Genomic DNA, 20092 nt, shown 5'->3' on the forward strand with positions numbered 1-20092 from the left:
GAACACGTTACAGTTTCACTGTGGATGCAGAGGCGATCAACGCAGTCCGCGCCGTCGTCGGCGAGGTCCTGGAGCGCGAGTCCGACGCCAGCGAGTGGTCCGCCTGGGCCGCCGCCGGGCTGACCTCGCTTCCCGTCCCCGAGGAGCACGGCGGCGAGGAACTCGGCCTCGCCGAGGTCTCCGTGCTGCTGCGCGAGACCGGGCGGGCCGCCGTCCGGGTCCCCGTGTGGGAGACGCTGTGCTGCGGCGCGCTCACCCTGGCCGACCACGGCACCGACGCCCAGCGCAAGGAGCTGCTGCCCGGCATCGCCGCGGGCGAGCTGGTCGTGACGCCCGCCCTGCGCGGCGAGGCGGCGTACGCCGACGGCGCGGTCTCCGGGCGCAAGCTCGCCGTGACCTTCGCGGACCGGGCCGCTCGGCTCCTGGTCACCGCGCGCGACGGGGACCGCGAGGTCGTCGTCCTGGTCGACCCCGCCGGGCCCGGTGTCACCCTGCTGTCCGCCAGCGCGTCCGGCGCCTCTCCACAGCACACGGTCGTCCTTGACGCAGCGCCCGCCGAGCCCCTCGCGGACGGGGCGGCGGCACGTCTGCATGACCTGGCCCGCGCCGGTCTCGCGGTCACCGCGGCGGGGGTGCTCGCCGGTGCCCGCGACCTGACCGCCGACTACGTCAAGGGCCGCCGGCAGTTCGGCCGCGCGCTCGCCGAGTTCCAGGCCGTCTCGCTGCAGATGGCCGACGTCTACGTCGCCTCGCGCACGCTCGACCTGGCTGCGGACAACGTCGTGTGGCGGGTCGCCGGGGGACTCCCGGCCGATGACGACCTCGCCGTCGCTGGCTACTGGGCCAGCCAGGTGGCGCCGTACGCCCTCCGCACCTGCCACCACCTCCACGGCGGCATGGGCGTCGACATCACCTACCCGCTCGTCGCGCTCACGACCTGGGGCACCGACCTCGCCCACGCGCTCGACACGACGGCCGCCGACGTGCCGGTCGAGAGCGCGGCGGCCAAGAACCGCGAGCTCACCGACGACCAGCGCGCCCTCAAGGCGCGGCTGCGCGCGTACTTCGGCGGCATCGCGGCCGAGTTCGACGGACTGCACGACCCCGATCCCGTCGAGGGAGCGTGGGACCGCCACGGTCCGACCTACGAGCGGCTGATCCGCCGTCTCGGGACCGACGGCTGGATGGGCGTCGGCTGGCCGGAGGAGTACGGCGGCCACGGGCTCGGCGAGATCGAGCAGACGATCTTCGCCAACGAGGCCCAGTACGCCGACGTGCACCTGCCGTCGGTCACCCTGCAGACCGTCGGCCCCACCCTGATCCGCTACGGCACGCAGAAGCAGAAGGACCTCTTCCTCGAGCGCATCCTCAGGGGCGACGTGCACTTCGCGATCGGCTACAGCGAGCCCGACGCGGGCACCGATCTCGCGTCGCTGCGCACCACCGCGCGGCTGGTCGAAAGCGACGGCGACCCGTACTACCTGGTCAACGGACAGAAGATGTGGACCACCGGCGGCCACCAGGCCGATTACCTGTGGCTCGCGGTGCGCACCGACCCGGACGCCCCCAAGCACAAGGGCATCTCGATCCTCATCGTGGACACGAAGGACCCCGGCTACAGCTGGACCCCGATCATCACCGCCGACGGCTCCCACCACGTCAACGCGACGTACTTCAACGACGTCCGGGTCCCCGTCGACATGCTGGTCGGCGAGGAGAACCAGGGCTGGAGGCTGATCACCACCCAGCTCAACCACGAGCGGGTCATGCTCGGCCCCGCCGGCCGGATCGAGGGCCTGCGCGACCGTGTCGTCCGTTGGGCAGGGGCGGCCGGCGTACTCGACCGTTCCGACGTGCGGGACGCGCTCGGCAGGGCGACGGCGGTCTTCCGCATCAACGAGCTCCTCAACTGGGAGGTCGCGCGCGCCGCGGCCGCCGGCGAGATCAAGGTCGCCGACGCGTCCTCCTCGAAGGTGTTCGCCTCCGACCAGGTGCAGCACCTGCTCGCCGACCTGATCTCGCTCGTGCACCGCCACGGTGACGCGGGGGAACAGGAGACGAAGAAGTTGCTCGACTACCTCGACGCGCAGGCCAAGCGGAACCTCGTGCTCACCTTCGGTGGCGGGGTCCAGGAGGTCCAGCGCGAGCTGATCTCGATGTTCGGCCTCGGCCTGCCGCGGGTGCCGCGATGAGCGCCCCCGTCGAGACCCAGGGGCTGGTCCCCTCCGACGTCCACGAGCACGTGCTCGCGGAGGCCGAGCGGATCAAGGGCTGGGGCGAGGCCGCCGAGCGGGTCGCGCGCGACGAGGTCAACCAGCCGACGATCAACAACTGGCTCGAGGCGATGGGGCTCGACAACCCGCGCTTCACGGCCGGCGAGGCGCCGCCGTCGATGGCCCAGGTCTGGACCATGTACGGCCTGGGAGGAAAACCGTCCGAGGACGACCCGCTGCACGCGATGATGCGGGTGCTGACCGACGCCGGCTTCACCGCCGTCCTCGGCACCAACTGCGAGCAGTCCTACGACCGCTACCTCGCGGTGGGTGAGCGAGTCCGGGTCACCACCGCGCTCGACTCCGTCGTCGGCCCGAAGGCCACCGGCATGGGCGTCGGCTACTTCGTCACGTCGCGCAACACCTGGTACGTCGACCACCCGGACGGACGCAGTGAGCGGGTCGCGACCATGCTGTTCCGGGTCCTGAAGTTCATCCCGAAGGCCAGCGAGGAGCAGGCATGAGCGGCCCGGTACGCCCGGTCGTCAACCGGGACAACGCCTACTTCTTCGAGGGCACTCGCGTCCGCGAGCTGCGGATCCAGAAGTGCAACGCCTGCGGCGTGCTGCGCCACCCGCCTGGCCCGGCCTGCCCGGACTGCGGCGCCTTCGACCGCGGCTACGTCGTCGCCGCCGGCACCGGCACCGTGTTCTCGTACCTCGTCCACCACGCCCCGCAGGTGCCCGGCAAGGAGCTGCCGCTGGTCGTCGCCCTGCTCGACCTCGACGAGGGGGTGCGGATGGTGGCCGAGATGACAGGTCCCGTCGAGATCGGCGACCGCGCAAGCGTCGGCTGGAACGTGGTCGACGACGACCTGACTCTCCCGATCTGGACGAAGGTGGGCCGATGACCAGCCCGATCACGGCAGGGGACAAGCTGCCCGAGTGGAAGCTCCCGATCACGCCGACCCTCGTGGTGTCGACGGCGATCGCGACCCGCGACTTCCAGGACGTCCACCACGACCGCGACATCGCGCAGGCGGCCGGCTCGAAGGACATCTTCGTCAACATCCTCACCTCGACCGCCCTGTGCGAGCGCTATGTCACCGACTGGGCGGGCCCGGACGTGCAGATCCGGGGGATCGCGATCCGGCTCGGCGCGCCGGCGTACCCCTACGACACGTTCACCTTCTCCGGCGAGGTGACCGAGGTCGACGACGGCATCGCCACCATCAAGGTGGTCGGTGCGGTCTCGCTCGGCGACCACGTCATCGGCACCGTGAAGGTGGCTGCCGCATGAGCGACCGCACCCTCTCCGGCAAGGCCGCCATCGCCGGCATCGGCGCGACAGAGTTCTCCAAGGAGTCCGGCCGCTCCGAGCTCCAGCTGTCCGTCGAGGCCGTCCGGCACGCCCTCGCCGACTGCGGGCTCACCCCCGCCGACGTCGACGGCCTGGTCACCTTCACGATGGACACGTCGTCCGAGATCGCCGTGGCGCGCGAGCTCGGCATCCCCGAGCTGCGCTTCTTCAGCCGGATCAACTACGGCGGCGGCGCGGCCTGTGCCACCGTCCAGCAGGCCGCCATGGCCGTCGCCACGGGAGTCGCCGACGTCGTCGTCGCCTACCGGGGCTTCAACGAGCGCTCCGGCGACCGCTTCGGCCAGGTGTCGGCGTGGGCGGCGCAACAGGTCAACACCAACGGCCTCGACAACGCCTGGACCTACCCGCTCGGCCTGTCCACCCCGGCCGCCACGGTCGCCATGCAGGCCCGCCGCTACATGCACGAGTACGGCGCGACGTCGGAGGACTTCGGCCGGGTCGCGGTCGCTGACCGCCGGCACGCCGCCACCAACCCGGCCGCCTTCTTCTACGGCAAGCCGATCACGCTCGAGGACCACCAGGCCTCCCGGATGATCGCCGACCCGCTGCACCTGCTCGACTGCTGTCAGGAGTCCGACGGAGCCGTCGCGCTCGTCGTGGTCTCGGCGGAGCGAGCGCGTGACCTGGCCCAGACGCCTGCGTACGTCGCGGCGGCCGCCCAGGGCTCGGGCCGCGACCAGTTCGTGATGACCTCCTACTACCGCGACGACATCGGCATCCCGGAGATCGGCGTCGTGGGGCGTGACCTGTGGAAGCAGTCCGGGCTCACCCCCGCCGACATCCCGATGGCGGTCCTCTACGACCACTTCACGCCGTATGTCCTCATGCAGCTGGAGGAGCTCGGCTTCTGCGGCCGGGGCGAGGCCAAGGACTTCGTCAAGGACGGCGCCATCGAGGTCGGCGGGCGACTGCCCGTCAACACCCACGGCGGCCAGCTCGGCGAGGCCTACATCCACGGCATGAACGGCATCGCCGAGGGCGTGCGCCAGATACGCGGCACGTCGGTCAACCCGGTCGCCGACGCCCACCATGTGCTGGTCACCGCCGGCACCGGCGTGCCGACGAGCGGGTTGATCCTCTCCGCCTGAGCCGGTCCGACCGCGAACACGCCTCGGACCCCGCCCGGAGGCGGGGTGTGGGGCGGGGTGGCTACTCGTCGGGTGGGTGGGTGGTCCGGATGGGGTGGGTGCCGCGGTGGTCGACCCGGAACCGGTGGCCGGTCGGGCTGGTCCACACATACGACCCCGGCATCACGATGTCGTAGCGCCAGGTGGAGTGGGTCTTCGCGCGATGGTGTCGTCGGCAGAGCGCGACCTCGTTGCACGGACAGGTCGGTCCGCCCTCGCCGTGGGGGCGGGTGTGGTCGAGGTCGCAACGGGTGGCGGGGCGGGTGCAGTGCGGGAACCGGCAGGTGTGGTCCCGCAGGATCACCCGGGTGCGGTGGCGGTCGGGGATCTCGTAGGAGCCGACCGGGAGATGGTCGGCCAGGTCGATCACCGGCCGCACGATGATCGTGGTGTCCTTGGTCCGCAGCCACTCGCGGATCTGCGCCGAGGTGATCGGGCAACGGCCCTCCTCCCACCGGCCGACGGGGTTCCCGAACGGGTTGTCCCCGGTGATCGTGGTGCCGGTGAATGGTGGTGTCGGTGATGTGCACGTTCAGCACGACCTTGCGTCCCGGGACCGTGTCCACGACCTCTCCGGTGTCGGGGTCGGGATCAGCAGGTCCAGGGCGAGGTCCTGGCGGGCGAGTTCGGCTGCGGCCTTGGACCGACGCACGTCCAGCGTCGAGTCGTCGCCGAGTCGGCCGAGGACCTCGGCTCGGCGGGCGACGGCTTGGTCGAGGTCGTGTCCGTCGGCGGCGTCCAGGAGCCCGTCGAGGTGGACCAGCCCGTGCTCGTCGACCTCCCCGACGTCGAAGCGCCGACCATCCGCAGCCTTCTGTCGCTCGACCTCGGCGCGTTCGGGGTCGAACCGGAGCACCGCCTCGGCCACGAGTCGTTCGAGTTGGGCCCACCCGACTCCGGAGGCGTCGAAGAGTTGTCGGTCCACGAACCCCGCCGCCTCGGCCGACAGGGGGTGGGTGAGGTCGGCGATCCGCTCGGCTCGCCACGGCGCCAACCGACCAGTGGTGACGGCGGCGTAGACGTGGGGGAGTCGCCACGCGCACTCGATCACCCGCCCGACATACGCCTTCCCACCATCCGGGGTGCGGCCCAGCACGGCGACGAGCTCCATCAACGCGAACTCTGAGACCAACGGCGCACCCGGCCCGGCGATCGGGACCCCGGTGTCGAGGTGGCCCTCGGTGATCGTCGCTGCACCCTCAGGACCGGCGATCACGTGGTCGCTGGCCCAGGTCGCGATGTCCTCCCACTCCTCGACCACGAGAGCGTCGCGGGAGCGGATCCGGTCGCCGACACGCGACAGCAACACTGCTGTCGAACGGGCGTCGGTGGCGAGATCCATGACTGGATTCTCCCACCCGCCCACGACACTTCAACGCGTCGGAAACCCGCTTGTGGACTAGGGAAACCCGAACGGCGGGGTGTGGACAATCGACGTCACGTTCAGCGACACAAGCGCCCGAAATGCCGACATGCGAACCGCAACCCGACCGCCGAACCCAGCCCCCTCCCCACCCCTCTCGTCGCTGCCGCTTGAAACGCAACCGACTACGCGGCCGAAGCCCACGGACAATTCCGGCAGCACCACCGGGGTCTCGTGACGGGCGCTGCGCGCCCCCTCGCCCGCCGGGGCCGCTGCGCGAGCTCCGCGCCGCCCCGAGCCGGCGACTACTCCTCGACCCACACGTTGTCGTGCTCCCGCATGAACGCGTCGTACTCCTCCGGCGTCCACTCCTCGCCCCGCGCGAGCCGGTCGAGGCCCTCGAAGTACGGCTCGCGGGGAGCGCCGGGAGCGAAGTGCAGCAACATCGACGCCGGGGCGCCCGACTCGTTGCGGAAGCCGTGCAGGCCGCCGGGTGGGACGTGGAGGAAGTCGCCGGGCCGTGCCGTCGTCCAGTCGTCGCCGGTATGGATCCGCACCTCGCCCTCGAGGATGTAGAAGGACTCGGCGATGGTGCGGTGGAAGTGCGGGCTCGGGCCGCTGACCGCCTCCGAGAACTCCCAGCGGTAGAGCCCGAACAGCCCGCCGGTGGCCTCGCCACGCGCGAGATAGTGCACGCGGTTGCCGTTGGGGTAGACGAGGTCGGGGCCGTCGCTGCCCGGTCGCACCCAAGCGGACACCTCGCCGTCGCCGTCGTAGAGAGGAGGGGGATACGACATGCGGCCACCCTATGGCGGCGCGGCGTAGCCTGCGGGGATGGACCTCGACCAGGCGGCCGCTCTCGCCCGCTCCCTGCCGGGTGCCGAGGAGGGCGAGCGGCGCGGTGCCCTGGCCTGGTCGGTCAACGGCAAGGTGTTCGCGTGGGAGCGGCCCTACACGAAGGCCGACATCAAGCGGTTCGGCGTCGAGCCGTACCCGCAGGAGCCGCTGGTCGCCGTACGCACGGCCGGGTTGGTGGAGAAGGAGGCACTGCTGGCGAGCAGTTCGCCGGCCGTCTTCACGATGGAGCACTTCGACGGGTTCGCCGCGGTGCTGGTCGAGCTCGGGCAGGTCGAGGCCGAGGAACTGCGGGAGGTCGTCGTCGACGGGTGGTCGGTGTACGCCTCGCCGGCCCAGCTCGCCGAGCAGGACACGGCGCCCGGCTCCCAGTGACCGGACCCACACGGCGCGGCCGGGCCCCGGTGTGCCACCATGGTCTCCAAGAGCTCGCGTGCTCTGGGGTCGGTGAAAATCCGAACCGGCGGTAACAGTCCGCGACCCGACCACAGCCAGTGGTCGGTTGACCAGGTGGAACTCCTGGACCGACGGTCAAAGTCCGGATGGGAAGTGCACGCACGAGTGTCCGACGGACGGCCGCCGCAGGCCCCGTCGCACGCCAGGCAAGCCCCGGAGTCCGCGTCGAGGACGACGAGAGGCGGTGGCCGATGGCGGAGACCTTCACCCGCGAGTACGACGCGATGCGTCGTGCGCTCGCCCTGGCGGCGACCCCGGGTGTGCCGCTGCACCCCAACCCGCGGGTCGGCTGCGTGCTGCTCGCGCCGGACGGGACGGTCGCCGGTGAGGGCTACCACCACGGCGCGGGCACGCCGCACGCCGAGGTCGAGGCACTCCGGGTGGCCGGTGACCGGGCACGAGGCGCGACCGCCGTGGTGACCCTGGAGCCGTGCAACCACACCGGGCGCACGGGTCCCTGCGCCCAGGCATTGGTCGCGGCGGGCGTCGCCCGGGTCGTGGTCGCCCAGCGCGATCCCAACCCCCGGGCCGCGGGCGGCCTGGAGACCCTGCGCGAGGCGGGCGTCGAGGTGGACGCCGGCCTGCTCGCCGAGGAGGCGGCAGAGGTGAACCGGGCGTGGACGTTCGCCCACCGCACCGGCCGCCCGTACGTCACCTGGAAGTTCGCGACCACCCTCGACGGACGCAGCGCCGCCAGCGACGGTACGTCGCGCTGGGTCTCGTCGCCGCCCGCCCGCCGCGACACCCACCTGCTGCGCGCGCTGTGCGACACGATGCTCGTCGGCACCAACACCGTCGAGGTCGACGACCCGCAGCTCACGGTCCGCGACGACGACGACCGGCCGCTGCCCCGCGAGGCCCAGCCCCTGCGCGTGGTCCTGGGGGAGCGCGATCTGCCCGCGGACCGCCGGGTCTTCGACGACGCGGCCCCGACGGTCCAGCTGCGCACGCGCGACCCCGAGGCCGCGCTCCGCGCGCTCTACGCCGAGCACGACCGGCACCACGTCTTCCTGGAGGGCGGGCCGACCCTGGCCGCGGCCTTCGTCAAGGCCGGCGTGGTCGACGAGGTCGTCACCTACGTCGCCCCGATGCTCCTCGGTGCCGGCCGTTCGGCCGTCGGGAAGCTCGGAATCCGCACCATCGCGGACGCGTTGCACCTCGAGCTCGTCGACAGCACGGTCGTCGGCCAGGGCGCCGAGGCGAACGTGCGGATGATCATGAGACCCACCAGTGAAGGAACGACCATGGGAGGAACGTCCTGATGTTCACCGGCATCGTCGAGGAGCTCGGCACCGTCACCGCCGTCGAGGACCAGGGGGACGCCGTCCGGCTCACCGTCGCCTCCGACCTGACGCTGTCCGACGCCGGCCTCGGGGACTCGATCGCCGTCAACGGCTGCTGCCTGACCGTCGCCGAGCGCACCGACACCACGTGGACCGCCGACGTGATGGCCGAGACGCTCGCCAAGACCAGCATCGGCGGCCTCGCCGTCGGCGACCGGGTCAACCTGGAGCGCGCGGTCACCGCCGAGAAGCGACTCGGTGGCCACATCGTGCAGGGCCACGTCGACGCGGTGGGCGAGGTGATCGCCCGGACCCCCAGCGAGGCCGGCCCCGACAAGCACTGGGAGATCGTCGAGATCGCGATGCCCGCACAGCTCGGCCGCTACCTCGTCGACAAGGGCTCCATCACCGTCGACGGCATCTCGCTGACCGTCGTCGAGGCCAAGGAAGCGAGCTTCACGCTCAGCCTGATCCCCGAGACCCTGGCCCGCACGACCCTCGGCTTCCGTGCCGTCGGCGACAAGGTCAACCTCGAGGTCGACGTCATCGCCAAGCACGTCGAGAAGCTCCTCGGCGCCTACACCAAGGAGACGAGCGCATGAGCGAGAAGGTCCGGCTGGACTCCGCCGAGCGCGCGATCGCCGACATCGCGGCGGGCAAGGCCGTCGTGGTCGTCGACGACGAGGATCGCGAGAACGAGGGCGACATCATCTTCGCCGCCAGCAAGGCGACGCCCGAGCTGATGGCGTTCACCATCCGCCACTCCAGTGGCGTCATCTGCGCCCCGATGCCCGGCGCGATGCTGGACCGGCTGGAGATCCCGCTGATGACACCCCACAACAAGGACGCCTACCGCACGGCGTACACGATCTCGGTCGACGCGCGCGACGGCGTCAGCACCGGCATCTCCGCCGCCGACCGCGCCCACACGGTGCGGGTCCTCGCCGACTCCGCGACCGAGCCCTGGGAGCTCACCCGGCCCGGCCACGTGTTCCCGCTGCGCTACCGGGAGGGCGGCGTCCTGGTCCGCCGGGGCCACACGGAGGCTGCGGTCGACCTGTGCCGCCTGGCCGGACTCACGCCCGCCGGCGTGCTGGTGGAGGTCGTGAACGACGACGGCACGATGAAGCGCGCCCCGGAGCTGCGCGCCTTCGCGGACGAGCACGGCCTGGCGATGATCTCGATCGAGGATCTGGTGCGCCACCGTCGCCGGGTCGAACGCCACGTCGTGCGTGAGGCCGAGACCCGGCTGCCCACCAGCCACGGCGACTTCACCGCGATCGGCTACACGATCACCGTCGACGGCAGCGAGCACGTCGCGCTCGTGTACGGCGACCCGGCCACGCTCGGCGACGACGGCCCGGTGCTCACCCGGGTCCACTCCGAGTGCCTGACCGGCGACGTCTTCGGCTCCAGCCGCTGCGACTGCGGCCCGCAGCTCAACGAGGCGATGGACCGCATCGTGCAGGAGGGCCGCGGCGTGGTGGTCTACCTGCGCGGCCACGAGGGCCGGGGGATCGGCTTGGTGGCGAAGCTGCAGGCCTACCAGCTCCAGGACGGCGGCCGCGACACCGTCGACGCCAACCTCGACCTGGGTCTGCCCGCCGACGCGCGCCACTACGGCGCGGCGACCCAGATCCTCAAGGACCTCGGTGTCGCCGAGGTGCGGCTGCTGACCAACAACCCCGACAAGGTCTCCTCGCTCGAGGACTACGGCGTCGCTGTCACCGAGCGGGTGCCGCTGACCCCGCACCCCAACGGCCACAACCTCGCCTACCTGCTGACCAAGCGGGACCGGATGGGTCACGACCTACCCGACCTGGACCTCGAAGGAGTCAACTGACATGGCCGGACACGGCGCCCCCGACATCGCTCCCGTCGACTGCCACGACCTCCGCGTCGTGGTCGTCGCGGCGAGCTGGCACACCCAGGTCATGGACGGTCTGATCGCCGGCGCGCAGCGGGCCTTCGCGGACCACCAGGTGGAGGCACCGGTCGTGGTCCGGGTGCCCGGCACCTTCGAGCTGCCCGTCACGGCAGCCGTGCTCGCGCCGTCGTACGACGCGGTGATCGCGCTCGGCGTGGTGATCCGGGGCGGCACCCCGCACTTCGAGTACGTCTGCAACGCCGCGACCGACGGCCTCACCCGGGTGTCCCTCGACCACCACACCCCGATCGGCTTCGGCGTGCTCACCTGCGACACCGAGGAGCAGGCGCTGGACCGGGCCGGCCTCGACGGCTCCCGCGAGGACAAGGGCTACGAGGCGGCCTCGGCCGCCCTGCAGACGGCGGCGACGCTCAAGCGGATCCGCAGCCGCGGCTACACGGGCTGAGACCGGCGGAGGTCGGCACCCGGCGACGCCGTAGGCTGACCTCCCGTGAAGACGTTCGACGAGCTGTTCGCAGAGCTCAGCGACAAGGCAGCCACGCGACCGGAGGGATCCGGCACCGTCCGGGCGCTCGACGCGGGCGTCCATGCGATCGGCAAGAAGCTGATCGAGGAGGCCGCCGAGTCCTGGATGGCCGCCGAGCACGAGGGCAAGGACGCCACGGCGCTGGAGATCAGCCAGCTGCTGTACCACGCCCAGGTCCTCATGATCGCGAGCGGACTCTCGCTCGACGACGTCTACGCACACCTCTGAGGCACGTCCTCACGTAGGAAGGCACCATGCTCAAGATCGCCGTCCCCAACAAGGGGGCCCTGTCCGAGTCTGCGTCGGGCATGCTGCGCGAAGCCGGCTACGCCCAGCGCTCCGACTCCAAGCAGCTCACCAAGATCGACCCCGACAACGAGGTCGAGTTCTTCTACCTGCGCCCGCGCGACATCGCGCTGTACGTCGGCGAGGGCACGCTCGACGCCGGCATCACCGGTCGTGACCTGCTCCTCGACTCCCACGCGACCGCCAACGAGGCGCTCCAACTGGGCTTCGGTCGCTCCAAGTTCCGGTTCGCCGCGCGCCCGGGCACGGCCGAGAAGGTCGAGGACCTGGCCGGCAAGCGGATCGCGACGTCGTACGACGGGGTGGTCAAGCGCTATCTCGTCGAGCGCGGCATCGACGCCTCCGTCGTCCGCCTCGACGGCGCCGTCGAGACCAGCATCCAGTTGGGCGTCGCCGACGTGATCGCCGACGTCGTCGAGACCGGCAGCACGCTGCGCAACGCCGGCCTCGAGGTCTTCGGCGACGTCATCCTCGAGTCCGAGGGCGTGATGATCACCCGCGACGGCGCCGACCCCGGCGCGCTGGAGGTCTTCACCCGCCGGCTGCAGGGCGTGCTCGTGGCCCGCGCGTACGTGATGATGGACTACGACATCCGTGCCGAGAAGGTCGAGCAGGCGATCGCGCTGACCCCCGGCATCGAGAGCCCGACGGTCAGCCCGCTCCACCGCGAGGGCTGGGTCGCCGTGCGCTCGATGGTGCCGCGGGCCACCGCCCAGCGGGTGATGGACGAGCTGTTCGCGCTGGGCGCACGCGCGATCCTCACCACCGACATCCACGCCTGCCGGCTCTGACGTGACCACCGACGACGGCGGGCTGCCCCCGTTGCCGCGAACCTGGCGCCCCCTCGGCCCGAGGATCGCCGCGGCCACCTTCGGGGTGGTCCTCATCGGGGCCTTCGCGTGGTTGTGGCTGCAGTTCGACGACGAGACCCGCGCCAAGGTCAACAACCTGGAGAAGGTGACGGTGATCCTCATCGTCCTGCTCGGCCTGCTCCTGCTCAACGGCCTGGCCCGCTCCCGGGTGGTGGCGCGTGCCGACGGGCTGACGGTCGTCAACGGCTACCGCACCCGCCGGCTCGCCTGGTCCGAGGTGGGCACCGTCCGGTTCCCTCAGGGCGCGCCGTGGCCGCACCTGCAGCGGGGCGAGGACGACCGGATCTCGCTGCTCGGCATCCATGCCTCCGATGGCCCCCGTGCCGCGACGGCGATCCGCGAGCTGCGCGCTCTCGTCGCGGCCCATCAGCCCTGAGCCTGGACCCGCGGATGCTCAGCGCAACCGCTTGCGCACCGTGACCGACGACGCCTGGAAGGTCGGGCCGCCGAGGTAGCTCGCCTGCACCCGGGCTCGGCGCGCCGGGAGGGTCCGCTCGGCGAGCTGGCACCGGCCGACGCCCTGGGCCAGGCTGATGGTGCAGCGCGTGCGGGCGCCGATCTTGATGGTGACCGTGCCGGTCGGCGCCACCGTCCCGAGCGTCGCCGGCAGGACCAGGACTGTGAAGCGCCGCTTCCAGGCACCGCGGACCTTGACCCGCTTGATGGTGAGGTGCGTCGTCGTCGCCACCACCGACGTGATGGGGACCTGCTGGTCGAGTGCGGCCAGCGTCACGGTCGTCGGCCCTGAGGCTGCCGGAGCGTAGGTGCCGTCGCCGGCCTTGACCGCGGTGACGGTGCACGTGCCGGCGGCGGTGGCGCCGAGGGCGCCGGAGGTGATGACGCATCCGGTGGCGGTACCGTCGGCGACCGTGTAGGTGACAGATCCGGTGCCGGAGCCACCCGAGGCGGTGAGGATCAGGGGCGTGCCGACGGTGCCGTTGGTCGACGTCACCGTGAGCACCACCTGGAACGCCTTCGCCAAGGTCACGGTGGTCGGCGTCGAGGAGATCGGCGAGTAGGTGCCGTCACCGGCCTTCGTCGCGGTGACCACGCAGGTGCCGGCGGTCGTGGCGTTGAGCACGCCGGAGGCGACGGCGCAGCCCGTCGCCGTGCCGTTGGTGGTGGCGAAGGTGAGCGAACCGGTGCCCGAGCCACCCGTGGTGGTCAGCGTCAGCGGCGTCAGCACGGTGCCGCTCGTCGACGTGACGTTCAGCGGTACCTGCGGGTTCGACGCGAAGGTCACGGTCGTCTGCGCCGACGACTTCGCGAGGTAGTTGGCATCGCTCGCCTTGGTCGCGGTGACGAAGCAGGTGCCCGAACCCGTGACGTTCAGGGTGTACGGCGAGCTCGGGCTCACCGTGCAGCCGGTCGCCGTGCCGTTCACGGCGACGAAGGTCACCGCACCGGTGCCCGAGCCACCCGACGTGGTGAGCGTCCGTGGTGACCCGGTCGTGCCGCTGACGGACGTGACGGCGAGCGCGGCCTGGACCGCCTTCGCGAGCGTCACCGTCGTGGGGGCCGATTCGGCGGCCAGGTACGTCGTGTCGCCGGCTTTGTGGGCGGTCACGAAGCAGGTGCCGGCGCCGGTGCTGCTGAGCTTGCCGCCGGCGACGTTGCAGCCGCTCGCGGTGCCGTTGGCGGCGGTGTAGGTGACCGGGCCGGTGCCGCTGCCCCCCGCGATGGTCAAGGTCAGGGGTGTCGCGAAGGTGCCGCTGGTCGAGGTCACGGTGAGGGTCGCCTGGGGCGAGCTGAAGGTGACCGCGGTGGGGGACGACGACCTCGGCGCATAGGTCGCGTCACCTGCCTTGGTCGCGGTCACGATGCACGTGCCGGCCGACGACGCCGCGACGTTCGTGCCGACCAGGGCGCAGTCGGTCGCAGTGCCGTCCGTGACGGTGTAGCTCAGCGCCCCGGTGCCCGAGCCGCCCGCGGTGGTCAGAGGTAGGAGGCTGCCGGTGGGCGCGCTCGACGAGGTGATCGTCAACGGTGTCTGGGGCAACCGGAACGTGACGGCCGTCGGTGAGGAGGACCGCGCGTTGTATGTCGAGTCCTGTGCCTTGGTGGCCGTGACGATGCAGGTGCCGCCCGTGCTGGCGTTCAGGCTCCCCGAGTTGATGACGCAGCCGGTGGCGCTGCCGTTGGTGACGCCGTAGGCGACGAGGCCCGTGCCGGTGCCTCCACTGCTGGTGAGCGGGAGCGGCGTGCCGACGACGCCGGTGAGCGAGGTGATGGTGAGCGTGGCCTGGTTGAGTCGCATCGTGACCGCGGTCGGCGCCGACGAGCGGGCCTTCCAGGTCGCGTCCTGGCCCTTGGTGGCCGTGACGATGCAGGTGCCGGGGCTCGTGGTGGACAGTGCGAGGGCGGCGATGGCGCAGCCGGTCGCGGTTCCGTTCGCGACGGTGTAGGTGACGGCGCCGGTGCCGGAGCCGCCGGTGACCGTCAGCGGCATCGGCGTGCCGACGGTGCCGTTGAGTGAGGTGACGACGAGCGGCGCCTGCGTCTGGCGGAGGGTCACCGTCGTGGGTGGGGACGAGATGGCCAGGTAGGTCGGATCCGTGGCCTTGGTGACGGTCACGGTGCAGGTGCCCGCTGTGGTGCTGGTGGTCGTGAGCTGGCCGGAGGTGACGGTGCAACCGGTTGCGGTGCCGTTCGTCGCGGAGTAGGTGACGGCTCCCGTGCCGGACCCGCCGCTGCTGGTCAAGGTCAGCGGGGTTCCGGCCGTTCCGTTGAGTGAGGTCAGGGCCAGGGCCGCCTGGCCGGCCTTGGCGACCGTCAGCGTGAAGGGTTGGCTGACGGTGCCGCCGATGCTGTTGGTGGCGGTGATCGTGAAGTGATAGGTGCCGGGGCCCGGTGCCGGCCCGCCGATCGTGCCGGCGCCGTCGCGGTTGTCGGTGAAGGTCACGCCGGCAGGCAGGGGAGTGCCGGCCGAGACCGCGAGGGTGGGCGTGGCTCCGCTGGTGGTGACCGCGATGTTCAGGGTGGTCAGGGTCGCTCGTGTCGCGCCGGCCGGACTGGTGAACGCCGGCGCCGTGCCGGCGCCGGGCTCGGCCGCACCGGCGGCGCACAGGGTCTGGCCGGCCGCCGGACCGGGCATGCCACGCTGGTCCTTGCGTGCGCACAGAGCGGTCCCGAAGACCGTCGTGCCGACCGGGACCTTGGCGAGTGCTGGGCTGCCGGCGGTGGGCAGCCGGGTCTGCGTCGGGCCTCCGTTTCCGGCCAGTGCGGCAAGGCTCGGTGCGGCGGTGACGGTGTCCGTCCCGGCCGACGCGCAACTGCCGCCCACGACGTTGTAGCCGCCCGAGACGTATCTCCCGGGGGCGGCGTTGCAGTCGTCGCCGTTGCCCGAGATGATCGACCCGGCCACCTGCCAGCCGCCGGCGTTGAAGGCCCCGAGGCCGATGCCTGCGTTGCCGGTGATCGTCGTGCCCGTCAAGGTCGAGGTGCCGGTGCCGGTGGTCTGGATCGCCGAGCTGTTGCCCGTGAACGTCGAGTTCCGGACGACGCCGTTCGCCGTGCCCGGGACCTCGATGGCACCCCCACCGAACGCGCTGGCGGTGTTCCCGGTGAACGTGCTGCCCGAGATGGTGTAGTCGGTCACCAGGCCCCCGCCGCGGACCGAGATGGCCCCGCCGCCGCCACTGCCGAGGGCGGTGTTGCCGGTGAAGGTGCTCCTCGCGACCGCCAGCGTGCCGAAGTTGACATAGATCCCGCCGCCCTGGCTGTTGATGCAGGAGCCGTCGAGGCACGGATAGGCGGCGACATTGTTGCTGATCGTGCTGTCGATGAGGGTGAGATTGCTGTTGCTCGAGATGCCGCCGCCTCGGGACACGGACCGGTTGGCGCTCACCGCGACCCGGTCGAGCAGGACCGTGGGGCCGTCGACCATCAACCCGCCGCCGCCGCCGAGATCAGGGGCGTGGCCGTGGGTGATGGTGAGTCCGCGCAAGGTCAGCGCAAAGCTGCTGTAGATCACCCGATCGAGGTAGCCGCCATCGATCACCGCCGGGCTGGCGGCGCCCAGGCCGGTGATGGTGAGCGGCACGCCGGGCTCGATGTTGTCGAAGATGGTGCCGGAGAGGTGGACGGTCGGATTCGATCCGGCCACCGTCAGGGCGTACGTGATCGTCGCGCACGGCGTCGCCTTCGTCTGGCAGTTGTTGCCGGCGTTGGTACCTCCCTGGGCCACGTAGAGCGTGTTGTCGTCGGCGGCAGCCGGCGGTGCCTGAGTGACGGTGAGCCCGGTCAGGCCCGCCAGCGCGAGCGCGCCGACCAGGAGGGAGGGGAGGGCACGTCGAGAACCGCGAGAGCTGCGCATGGGCGACCTTTGGGGGGAGCAGGAAAGGTGTGGGGAGCACGCCTGCCTCGCAACCTAGGGGCCTTTACCCTCCGCCGTGGCCGTTCGGGGGAACTGGTGGTGCGGGCCGCGGAACTCAGAGTGCGCGGATCCCCCACGAGGCGGCGTAGGTCGCCCCGGGCGCCAGCACGACCAGGTCGTCGCCGGAGTTGAACGCGTCGGGCGGCGCCGTCATCGGCTCGACCGCCACGCTCACCCGCGGCGTCCCTGTGTCGTCGCCGGTGTAGACCTGCAGCCAGCGGTGCCGCTCGTCGACCCACAGGGCCACGCCGGACCCGCCCGAGCGCAGCGTCACCGTCGCCCGGCCGTCCGCGTCGCGAGCGAGGTCGGTGACCGCGTGGTTGAGGACGGTGCCGCCGAGCGGCGAGGCGATCAGCCCGGCCGCCGAGGTCCGTCCGGTCGGCAGCAGCCGCTCGGGGTCCACCTCCAGAACCGTCGCCGCGTCCAGCTCGACCTCCCAGTCGTCGCACGGCCCGGGCCCGGCGAGCAGGTACGGGTGGGCCCCCGACGCGTACGGCGCCGCCGTGGTGGCCAGGTTCGTCGCCGCCTGCGTCACCGTCAGCCCCTCGCCCCCCAGTCGGTAGGTCGTCGTCAGCGCCAGCGCCCACGGGTAGCCCGTCTGCGCCGGCAGGAAGTAGGACAGCTCCACCCGATCCTCGGCGGCCGACGTGAGCGTCCAGGACACCCACCGCACCAGGCCGTGCGAGGCGCTGCCCCGCTTCGGCTCGGTCAGCGCGAGCTGCTGCGTGGTGCCCTCGAAGGCGTAGCGCCCGTCCCGGATCCGGTTCGGCCACGGCACCAGCAGCTGGCCCCGGCCGCCGGTCGGCATCGCGTGCTCCGCGAAGCCGTCGACGAGCTCGCGGTCGTCGTACGTCAGGGAGCGCAGCGCCCCGCAGCCCTGGGTCACGACGGCGCGGTAGCCGTGGGAGGTGAGGACGTGCTGCTCGCCGGTGGGTGCACTCACGTCGCCGAGCCTAGATGTCAGGTCCGCACGACCAGATCCGCCCGGGCCCGGGTGTTCTCGCGCCGATGCAGTGCCTCCTCGTCGGCCAGCCACGCGGCCCAGTGTGGCCGCATGTCCTCACCGTCGCGCTCAAGCCACCGGGCCAGGCGGACGTCGAGGTCCGCCTCGACCCAGACCAGCAGCGTCACCAGATCGTCGTACGCCGACGCGGCGCTGCCCACGCCCTCGAGCACGAGCAGCGGTCCGGGCGTGACCGTCTGGGTCCCGTCCCACCGGTCCGCGTACCAGTCCCAGCGCCGCCAGTGCCCCGGCCGGGCGGCGGCGAGCGGGCGCAGCAACGCCTCGATGGAGCCGCCCAGCCCCGGCAGGCCGCGCCAGCCCTCGAGCATCTCGTCGGTGCCGAGCACGACCGCCTCCGGAGCCAGCGCGGCCAACGCGCGGGCGAGGGTGGTCTTGCCGGACCCCGCGAGCCCGTCGACGCAGATCAGCCGGCCCGTGCCCAGCGTCGGCGGTCGCGACAGTGCGGCGGCCAGGACCTCAGAAGGCGAGACCGTGACCACGATAGGTCGGGACCTCCTCGACGAACCGGTCGCCCTGGAGGAGCAGCACGCTCCGACCGTGCTCGAAGGGCTCACCGGACTTGGCGTGCCGGAACCACACCAGATCGCCGACTCTGAGGCCTCTGGCGGCGGTGCCGACGAGCGGGGTCTGCACCTCGCCCGCTCCCTCCAGTCCGGTCAGGCCGAGCCCGGCCGGAGCCCACGGCGTCGGCGCCCGGTCGGCGCCGGTCGGCCCGGAGGCGATCAGTCCGCCGCCGTGCACCGTCGCCACGGTCGCCGACGGCCGCCGGGTCACCGGCAGGCCGAAGAACGCGGCCGGCGTGGGGGAGAAGACCTCATAGTGGTCGAACAGGGTCGGCGCGAGCAGGCCGGAGCCGGCGGTCACCTCGGTGACGACCGGGTCGCTCGCCGAGGACTCGATCGAGCCGGACCCACCGGCGTTCCAGAACTCCAGGCCCGTGAAGTCGCCTCGCTCCTCGAGCGCGCCCAGCGCCTCGCCGATGGCGGTACGGCGGACGTGGAGCTGGGTCACGGAGAGCTGCTTGAGCTTGCGCACGATCGCCGACTTCGCGCGCTGGTGCGGGACGGCGTCCGGGACGCCGGCGACCTGACCCTCGTAGGTCATCACGCCGACCAGCTGGAACCCGGCCCGCTCGACGACCGCGCGCGCCAGCGACGAGACCGCGCCGACGTCGTACAGCGGTGAGCGCTTCGGGCCGACGGCCTGGCCGCCCCAGCGCAGGCCGGCGTCGACGTCGATCGCGACCCGGACCGGCACGGCGGTCGACGCGCGCAGGCTGTCGACGAGATCGAGGTGGGCGATGTCGTCGACCATGATCGTCACCCGCGACGCGGCGCGCGGCGAGGCGACGAGGGCGGACAGCGCGCCGCGGTCGACGCTCGGGTAGGCGACCACGATGTCGTCGCAGACGTCGTGGTCGGCCAGCCACAGGGCCTCGGCGAGGGTGTAGGCCAGGACGCCGGCGAACCCGTCCGCGGCCAGCGCCCGCCCGACCAGGGACGGGACCCGGATCGACTTGGACGCGACCCGGATCGGCGTGCCTCCCGCCCGACGGGCCAGGTCGGCCGCGTTGGCGTCGAAGGCGTCGAGATCGACGACGAACACCGGCGTGGACAGGGGCTCCGGCCAGGCCGCGACGGCCTCCCGCAGGCGCGCCGCGAGGCGGTTGCGCGCGATGGACGACTGGTGCTGCACCGCGCCATCGTTCCACGGATGGGATGATCGATCCGTGACCGCATCGCCGAACGAGCGTCCCGACGCCCGCCGTCTCCAGGGCTCGAAGTACGTCGACGACAGCGGCGCCGCCGACACCGCACTGGCGCGCGCGCTGCAGGCCCACGCCACCGGCGCGGCGTCGTACCCGGAGGTGCTGGCCGCGCTGGGCCCGGCCCGACTGCTGGTGCCGGTGGTCGCGATCCTCGGAGAGGTCGAGGTCGGTGACGACGGCCTCGCCCGCGACAAGTCCAGCGACATGGCGGCCGTCCTGCTCACCGGCGCCGACGGCAGGATGGCGTTGCTCGCCTTCACCGACCTCGCCGCGCTGGCCGCCTGGGACCCACAGGCGCGACCGGTGCCGGTCGCCGCCCATCTCGCCGCCGCGACCGCCGTCCAGGAGGGAGCCCACGCGCTCGTCGTCGACGTCGCCGGACCGCACACCTTCGTCCTCGCCGACGACGACCTGCACCGGGTCGCCGCCCGGTGGACGCCCGTCCGGATCGAGGACGGCGGCTGGGGCTGGCTCGGCACCGAGGACGGAGCCGCGGATTAGGACGTCCGGGAACAATCCGGGTAGCATCCTGCGTTGACCGATCCGTCATGCCTGCATGACAGATCCACAAGCGGGGACCAGCACCATCGTCTCCCACCCGCAGCGGCCGCCAGGCCGTCGGGTCCGGTCCATGGAGAGTCCCGCCGGGGCCGTCG

21 protein-coding genes and 1 riboswitch are annotated in these 20092 nt (G+C 72.1%); of the genes, 14 read left to right on the forward strand and 7 right to left on the reverse strand.

All coding sequences use genetic code 11. The features are described 5' to 3' along the window. The first annotated feature begins 20 nt into the window (after nt 1-20). The 5 genes from RB608_RS23330 to RB608_RS23350 are packed head-to-tail and all read left to right on the forward strand — an operon-like array spanning nt 21 to nt 4681. On the forward strand, nt 21-2192 hold the full coding sequence (locus RB608_RS23330; RefSeq protein WP_308090466.1) for an acyl-CoA dehydrogenase: 2172 nt from the start codon (nt 21-23) through the stop codon (nt 2190-2192). After that, on the forward strand, nt 2189-2737 hold the full coding sequence (locus RB608_RS23335) for a MaoC family dehydratase N-terminal domain-containing protein (protein ID WP_308090467.1): 549 nt from the start codon (nt 2189-2191) through the stop codon (nt 2735-2737). The genes RB608_RS23330 and RB608_RS23335 overlap by 4 nt, the downstream gene beginning before the upstream one ends. Beyond that, entirely contained in the window at nt 2734-3123 is a 390-nt protein-coding gene (locus RB608_RS23340) for an OB-fold domain-containing protein (RefSeq protein WP_308090468.1), read from the forward strand. Before RB608_RS23335 ends, RB608_RS23340 begins: the two co-directional genes overlap by 4 nt. Beyond that, a complete protein-coding gene (locus tag RB608_RS23345; protein ID WP_308090469.1) occupies nt 3120-3512 on the forward strand; it encodes a MaoC family dehydratase in 393 nt (130 codons plus the stop codon). Before RB608_RS23340 ends, RB608_RS23345 begins: the two co-directional genes overlap by 4 nt. Further along, nucleotides 3509-4681, forward strand: coding sequence for a lipid-transfer protein (locus tag RB608_RS23350; RefSeq protein WP_308090470.1), 1173 nt, complete (start codon nt 3509-3511; stop codon nt 4679-4681). The genes RB608_RS23345 and RB608_RS23350 overlap by 4 nt, the downstream gene beginning before the upstream one ends. A gap of 61 nt (nt 4682-4742) precedes the next feature. Here RB608_RS23350 and RB608_RS23355 read toward each other — a convergent pair whose 3' ends face one another. From RB608_RS23355 to RB608_RS23365, 3 genes are all read right to left on the reverse strand, one after another. Then, complete coding sequence (locus tag RB608_RS23355) at nt 4743-5090, reverse strand: HNH endonuclease signature motif containing protein (protein ID WP_308090471.1); 348 nt, start codon at nt 5088-5090, stop codon at nt 4743-4745. Nucleotides 5091-5252: 162 nt separating this feature from the next. Further along, nucleotides 5253-6062, reverse strand: a complete 810-nt coding sequence (locus RB608_RS23360) for a DUF222 domain-containing protein (protein ID WP_308090472.1) — start codon at nt 6060-6062, stop codon at nt 5253-5255. A 326-nt stretch (nt 6063-6388) separates the two neighbouring features. Beyond that, on the reverse strand, nt 6389-6880 hold the full coding sequence (locus RB608_RS23365) for a cupin domain-containing protein (protein ID WP_308090473.1): 492 nt from the start codon (nt 6878-6880) through the stop codon (nt 6389-6391). A 37-nt stretch (nt 6881-6917) separates the two neighbouring features. Between RB608_RS23365 and RB608_RS23370 the strand changes: the two genes are divergently transcribed. The 8 genes from RB608_RS23370 to RB608_RS23405 all read left to right on the forward strand — a co-directional run bounded on the left by RB608_RS23370 (nt 6918) and on the right by RB608_RS23405 (nt 12645). After that, nucleotides 6918-7313 carry an MmcQ/YjbR family DNA-binding protein gene (locus RB608_RS23370; protein WP_308090474.1) on the forward strand — a complete coding sequence of 132 codons (396 nt, stop codon included), beginning with the start codon at nt 6918-6920 and terminating at the stop codon, nt 7311-7313. A 54-nt stretch (nt 7314-7367) separates the two neighbouring features. After that, nucleotides 7368-7497, forward strand: a riboswitch (FMN riboswitch). A gap of 88 nt (nt 7498-7585) precedes the next feature. Continuing rightward, on the forward strand, nt 7586-8656 hold the full coding sequence (gene ribD, locus RB608_RS23375; RefSeq protein WP_308090475.1) for a bifunctional diaminohydroxyphosphoribosylaminopyrimidine deaminase/5-amino-6-(5-phosphoribosylamino)uracil reductase RibD: 1071 nt from the start codon (nt 7586-7588) through the stop codon (nt 8654-8656). Beyond that, a complete protein-coding gene (locus RB608_RS23380; protein ID WP_308090476.1) occupies nt 8656-9279 on the forward strand; it encodes a riboflavin synthase in 624 nt (207 codons plus the stop codon). The genes ribD and RB608_RS23380 overlap by 1 nt, the downstream gene beginning before the upstream one ends. Beyond that, nucleotides 9276-10520 carry a bifunctional 3,4-dihydroxy-2-butanone-4-phosphate synthase/GTP cyclohydrolase II gene (locus RB608_RS23385; RefSeq protein WP_308090477.1) on the forward strand — a complete coding sequence of 415 codons (1245 nt, stop codon included), beginning with the start codon at nt 9276-9278 and terminating at the stop codon, nt 10518-10520. The genes RB608_RS23380 and RB608_RS23385 overlap by 4 nt, the downstream gene beginning before the upstream one ends. Before the next feature lies 1 nt (nt 10521). After that, on the forward strand, nt 10522-11010 hold the full coding sequence (gene ribH / locus RB608_RS23390) for a 6,7-dimethyl-8-ribityllumazine synthase (protein ID WP_308090478.1): 489 nt from the start codon (nt 10522-10524) through the stop codon (nt 11008-11010). Nucleotides 11011-11055: 45 nt separating this feature from the next. Then, a complete protein-coding gene (locus tag RB608_RS23395) occupies nt 11056-11319 on the forward strand; it encodes a phosphoribosyl-ATP diphosphatase (RefSeq protein WP_282399740.1) in 264 nt (87 codons plus the stop codon). Between the two features lie 26 nt (nt 11320-11345). Further along, the gene (gene hisG, locus RB608_RS23400; RefSeq protein WP_308090479.1) at nt 11346-12188 is read left to right on the forward strand and encodes an ATP phosphoribosyltransferase; all 843 of its coding nucleotides are present in this window, start codon (nt 11346-11348) and stop codon (nt 12186-12188) included. A 1-nt stretch (nt 12189) separates the two neighbouring features. Next, nucleotides 12190-12645: a PH domain-containing protein gene (locus RB608_RS23405; protein WP_308090480.1), complete on the forward strand. Its 456-nt coding sequence runs from the start codon at nt 12190-12192 to the stop codon at nt 12643-12645. An 18-nt stretch (nt 12646-12663) separates the two neighbouring features. Here RB608_RS23405 and RB608_RS23410 read toward each other — a convergent pair whose 3' ends face one another. The 4 genes from RB608_RS23410 to RB608_RS23425 all read right to left on the reverse strand — a co-directional run bounded on the left by RB608_RS23410 (nt 12664) and on the right by RB608_RS23425 (nt 19363). Further along, on the reverse strand, nt 12664-16584 hold the full coding sequence (locus RB608_RS23410; protein ID WP_308090481.1) for a right-handed parallel beta-helix repeat-containing protein: 3921 nt from the start codon (nt 16582-16584) through the stop codon (nt 12664-12666). A gap of 115 nt (nt 16585-16699) precedes the next feature. Continuing rightward, on the reverse strand, nt 16700-17587 hold the full coding sequence (locus RB608_RS23415) for an aldose 1-epimerase family protein (RefSeq protein WP_308090482.1): 888 nt from the start codon (nt 17585-17587) through the stop codon (nt 16700-16702). A gap of 17 nt (nt 17588-17604) precedes the next feature. Then, nucleotides 17605-18147, reverse strand: coding sequence for a 4-amino-4-deoxy-L-arabinose transferase (locus tag RB608_RS23420; protein WP_308090483.1), 543 nt, complete (start codon nt 18145-18147; stop codon nt 17605-17607). Then, on the reverse strand, nt 18125-19363 hold the full coding sequence (locus RB608_RS23425) for an amino acid deaminase/aldolase (RefSeq protein WP_308090484.1): 1239 nt from the start codon (nt 19361-19363) through the stop codon (nt 18125-18127). The genes RB608_RS23420 and RB608_RS23425 overlap by 23 nt, the downstream gene beginning before the upstream one ends. Nucleotides 19364-19397: 34 nt before the next feature. Here RB608_RS23425 and RB608_RS23430 point away from each other — a divergent pair, with 34 nt between their 5' ends. After that, nucleotides 19398-19937, forward strand: a complete 540-nt coding sequence (locus tag RB608_RS23430; RefSeq protein WP_308090485.1) for an SseB family protein — start codon at nt 19398-19400, stop codon at nt 19935-19937. Nucleotides 19938-20092: the final 155 nt, after the last annotated feature.

The organism is Nocardioides sp. LHD-245, from assembly GCF_030929495.1.
GTDB lineage: Bacteria > Actinomycetota > Actinomycetes > Propionibacteriales > Nocardioidaceae > Nocardioides.

Bases quoted from the DNA above. Each gene is read 5' to 3' on its own strand.
- RB608_RS23335 (WP_308090467.1), top strand. From the start codon at position 2,189: ATGAGCGCCCCCGTCGAGACCCAGGGGCTGGTCCCCTCCGACGTCCAC.
- RB608_RS23340 (WP_308090468.1), top strand. From the start codon at position 2,734: ATGAGCGGCCCGGTACGCCCGGTCGTCAACCGGGACAACGCCTACTTC.
- RB608_RS23345 (WP_308090469.1), top strand. From the start codon at position 3,120: ATGACCAGCCCGATCACGGCAGGGGACAAGCTGCCCGAGTGGAAGCTC.
- RB608_RS23350 (WP_308090470.1), top strand. From the start codon at position 3,509: ATGAGCGACCGCACCCTCTCCGGCAAGGCCGCCATCGCCGGCATCGGC.
- RB608_RS23360 (WP_308090472.1), bottom strand. From the start codon at position 6,062: ATGGATCTCGCCACCGACGCCCGTTCGACAGCAGTGTTGCTGTCGCGT.
- RB608_RS23365 (WP_308090473.1), bottom strand. From the start codon at position 6,880: ATGTCGTATCCCCCTCCTCTCTACGACGGCGACGGCGAGGTGTCCGCT.
- RB608_RS23370 (WP_308090474.1), top strand. From the start codon at position 6,918: ATGGACCTCGACCAGGCGGCCGCTCTCGCCCGCTCCCTGCCGGGTGCC.
- ribD (WP_308090475.1), top strand. From the start codon at position 7,586: ATGGCGGAGACCTTCACCCGCGAGTACGACGCGATGCGTCGTGCGCTC.
- RB608_RS23380 (WP_308090476.1), top strand. From the start codon at position 8,656: ATGTTCACCGGCATCGTCGAGGAGCTCGGCACCGTCACCGCCGTCGAG.
- RB608_RS23385 (WP_308090477.1), top strand. From the start codon at position 9,276: ATGAGCGAGAAGGTCCGGCTGGACTCCGCCGAGCGCGCGATCGCCGAC.
- ribH (WP_308090478.1), top strand. From the start codon at position 10,522: ATGGCCGGACACGGCGCCCCCGACATCGCTCCCGTCGACTGCCACGAC.
- hisG (WP_308090479.1), top strand. From the start codon at position 11,346: ATGCTCAAGATCGCCGTCCCCAACAAGGGGGCCCTGTCCGAGTCTGCG.
- RB608_RS23410 (WP_308090481.1), bottom strand. From the start codon at position 16,584: ATGCGCAGCTCTCGCGGTTCTCGACGTGCCCTCCCCTCCCTCCTGGTC.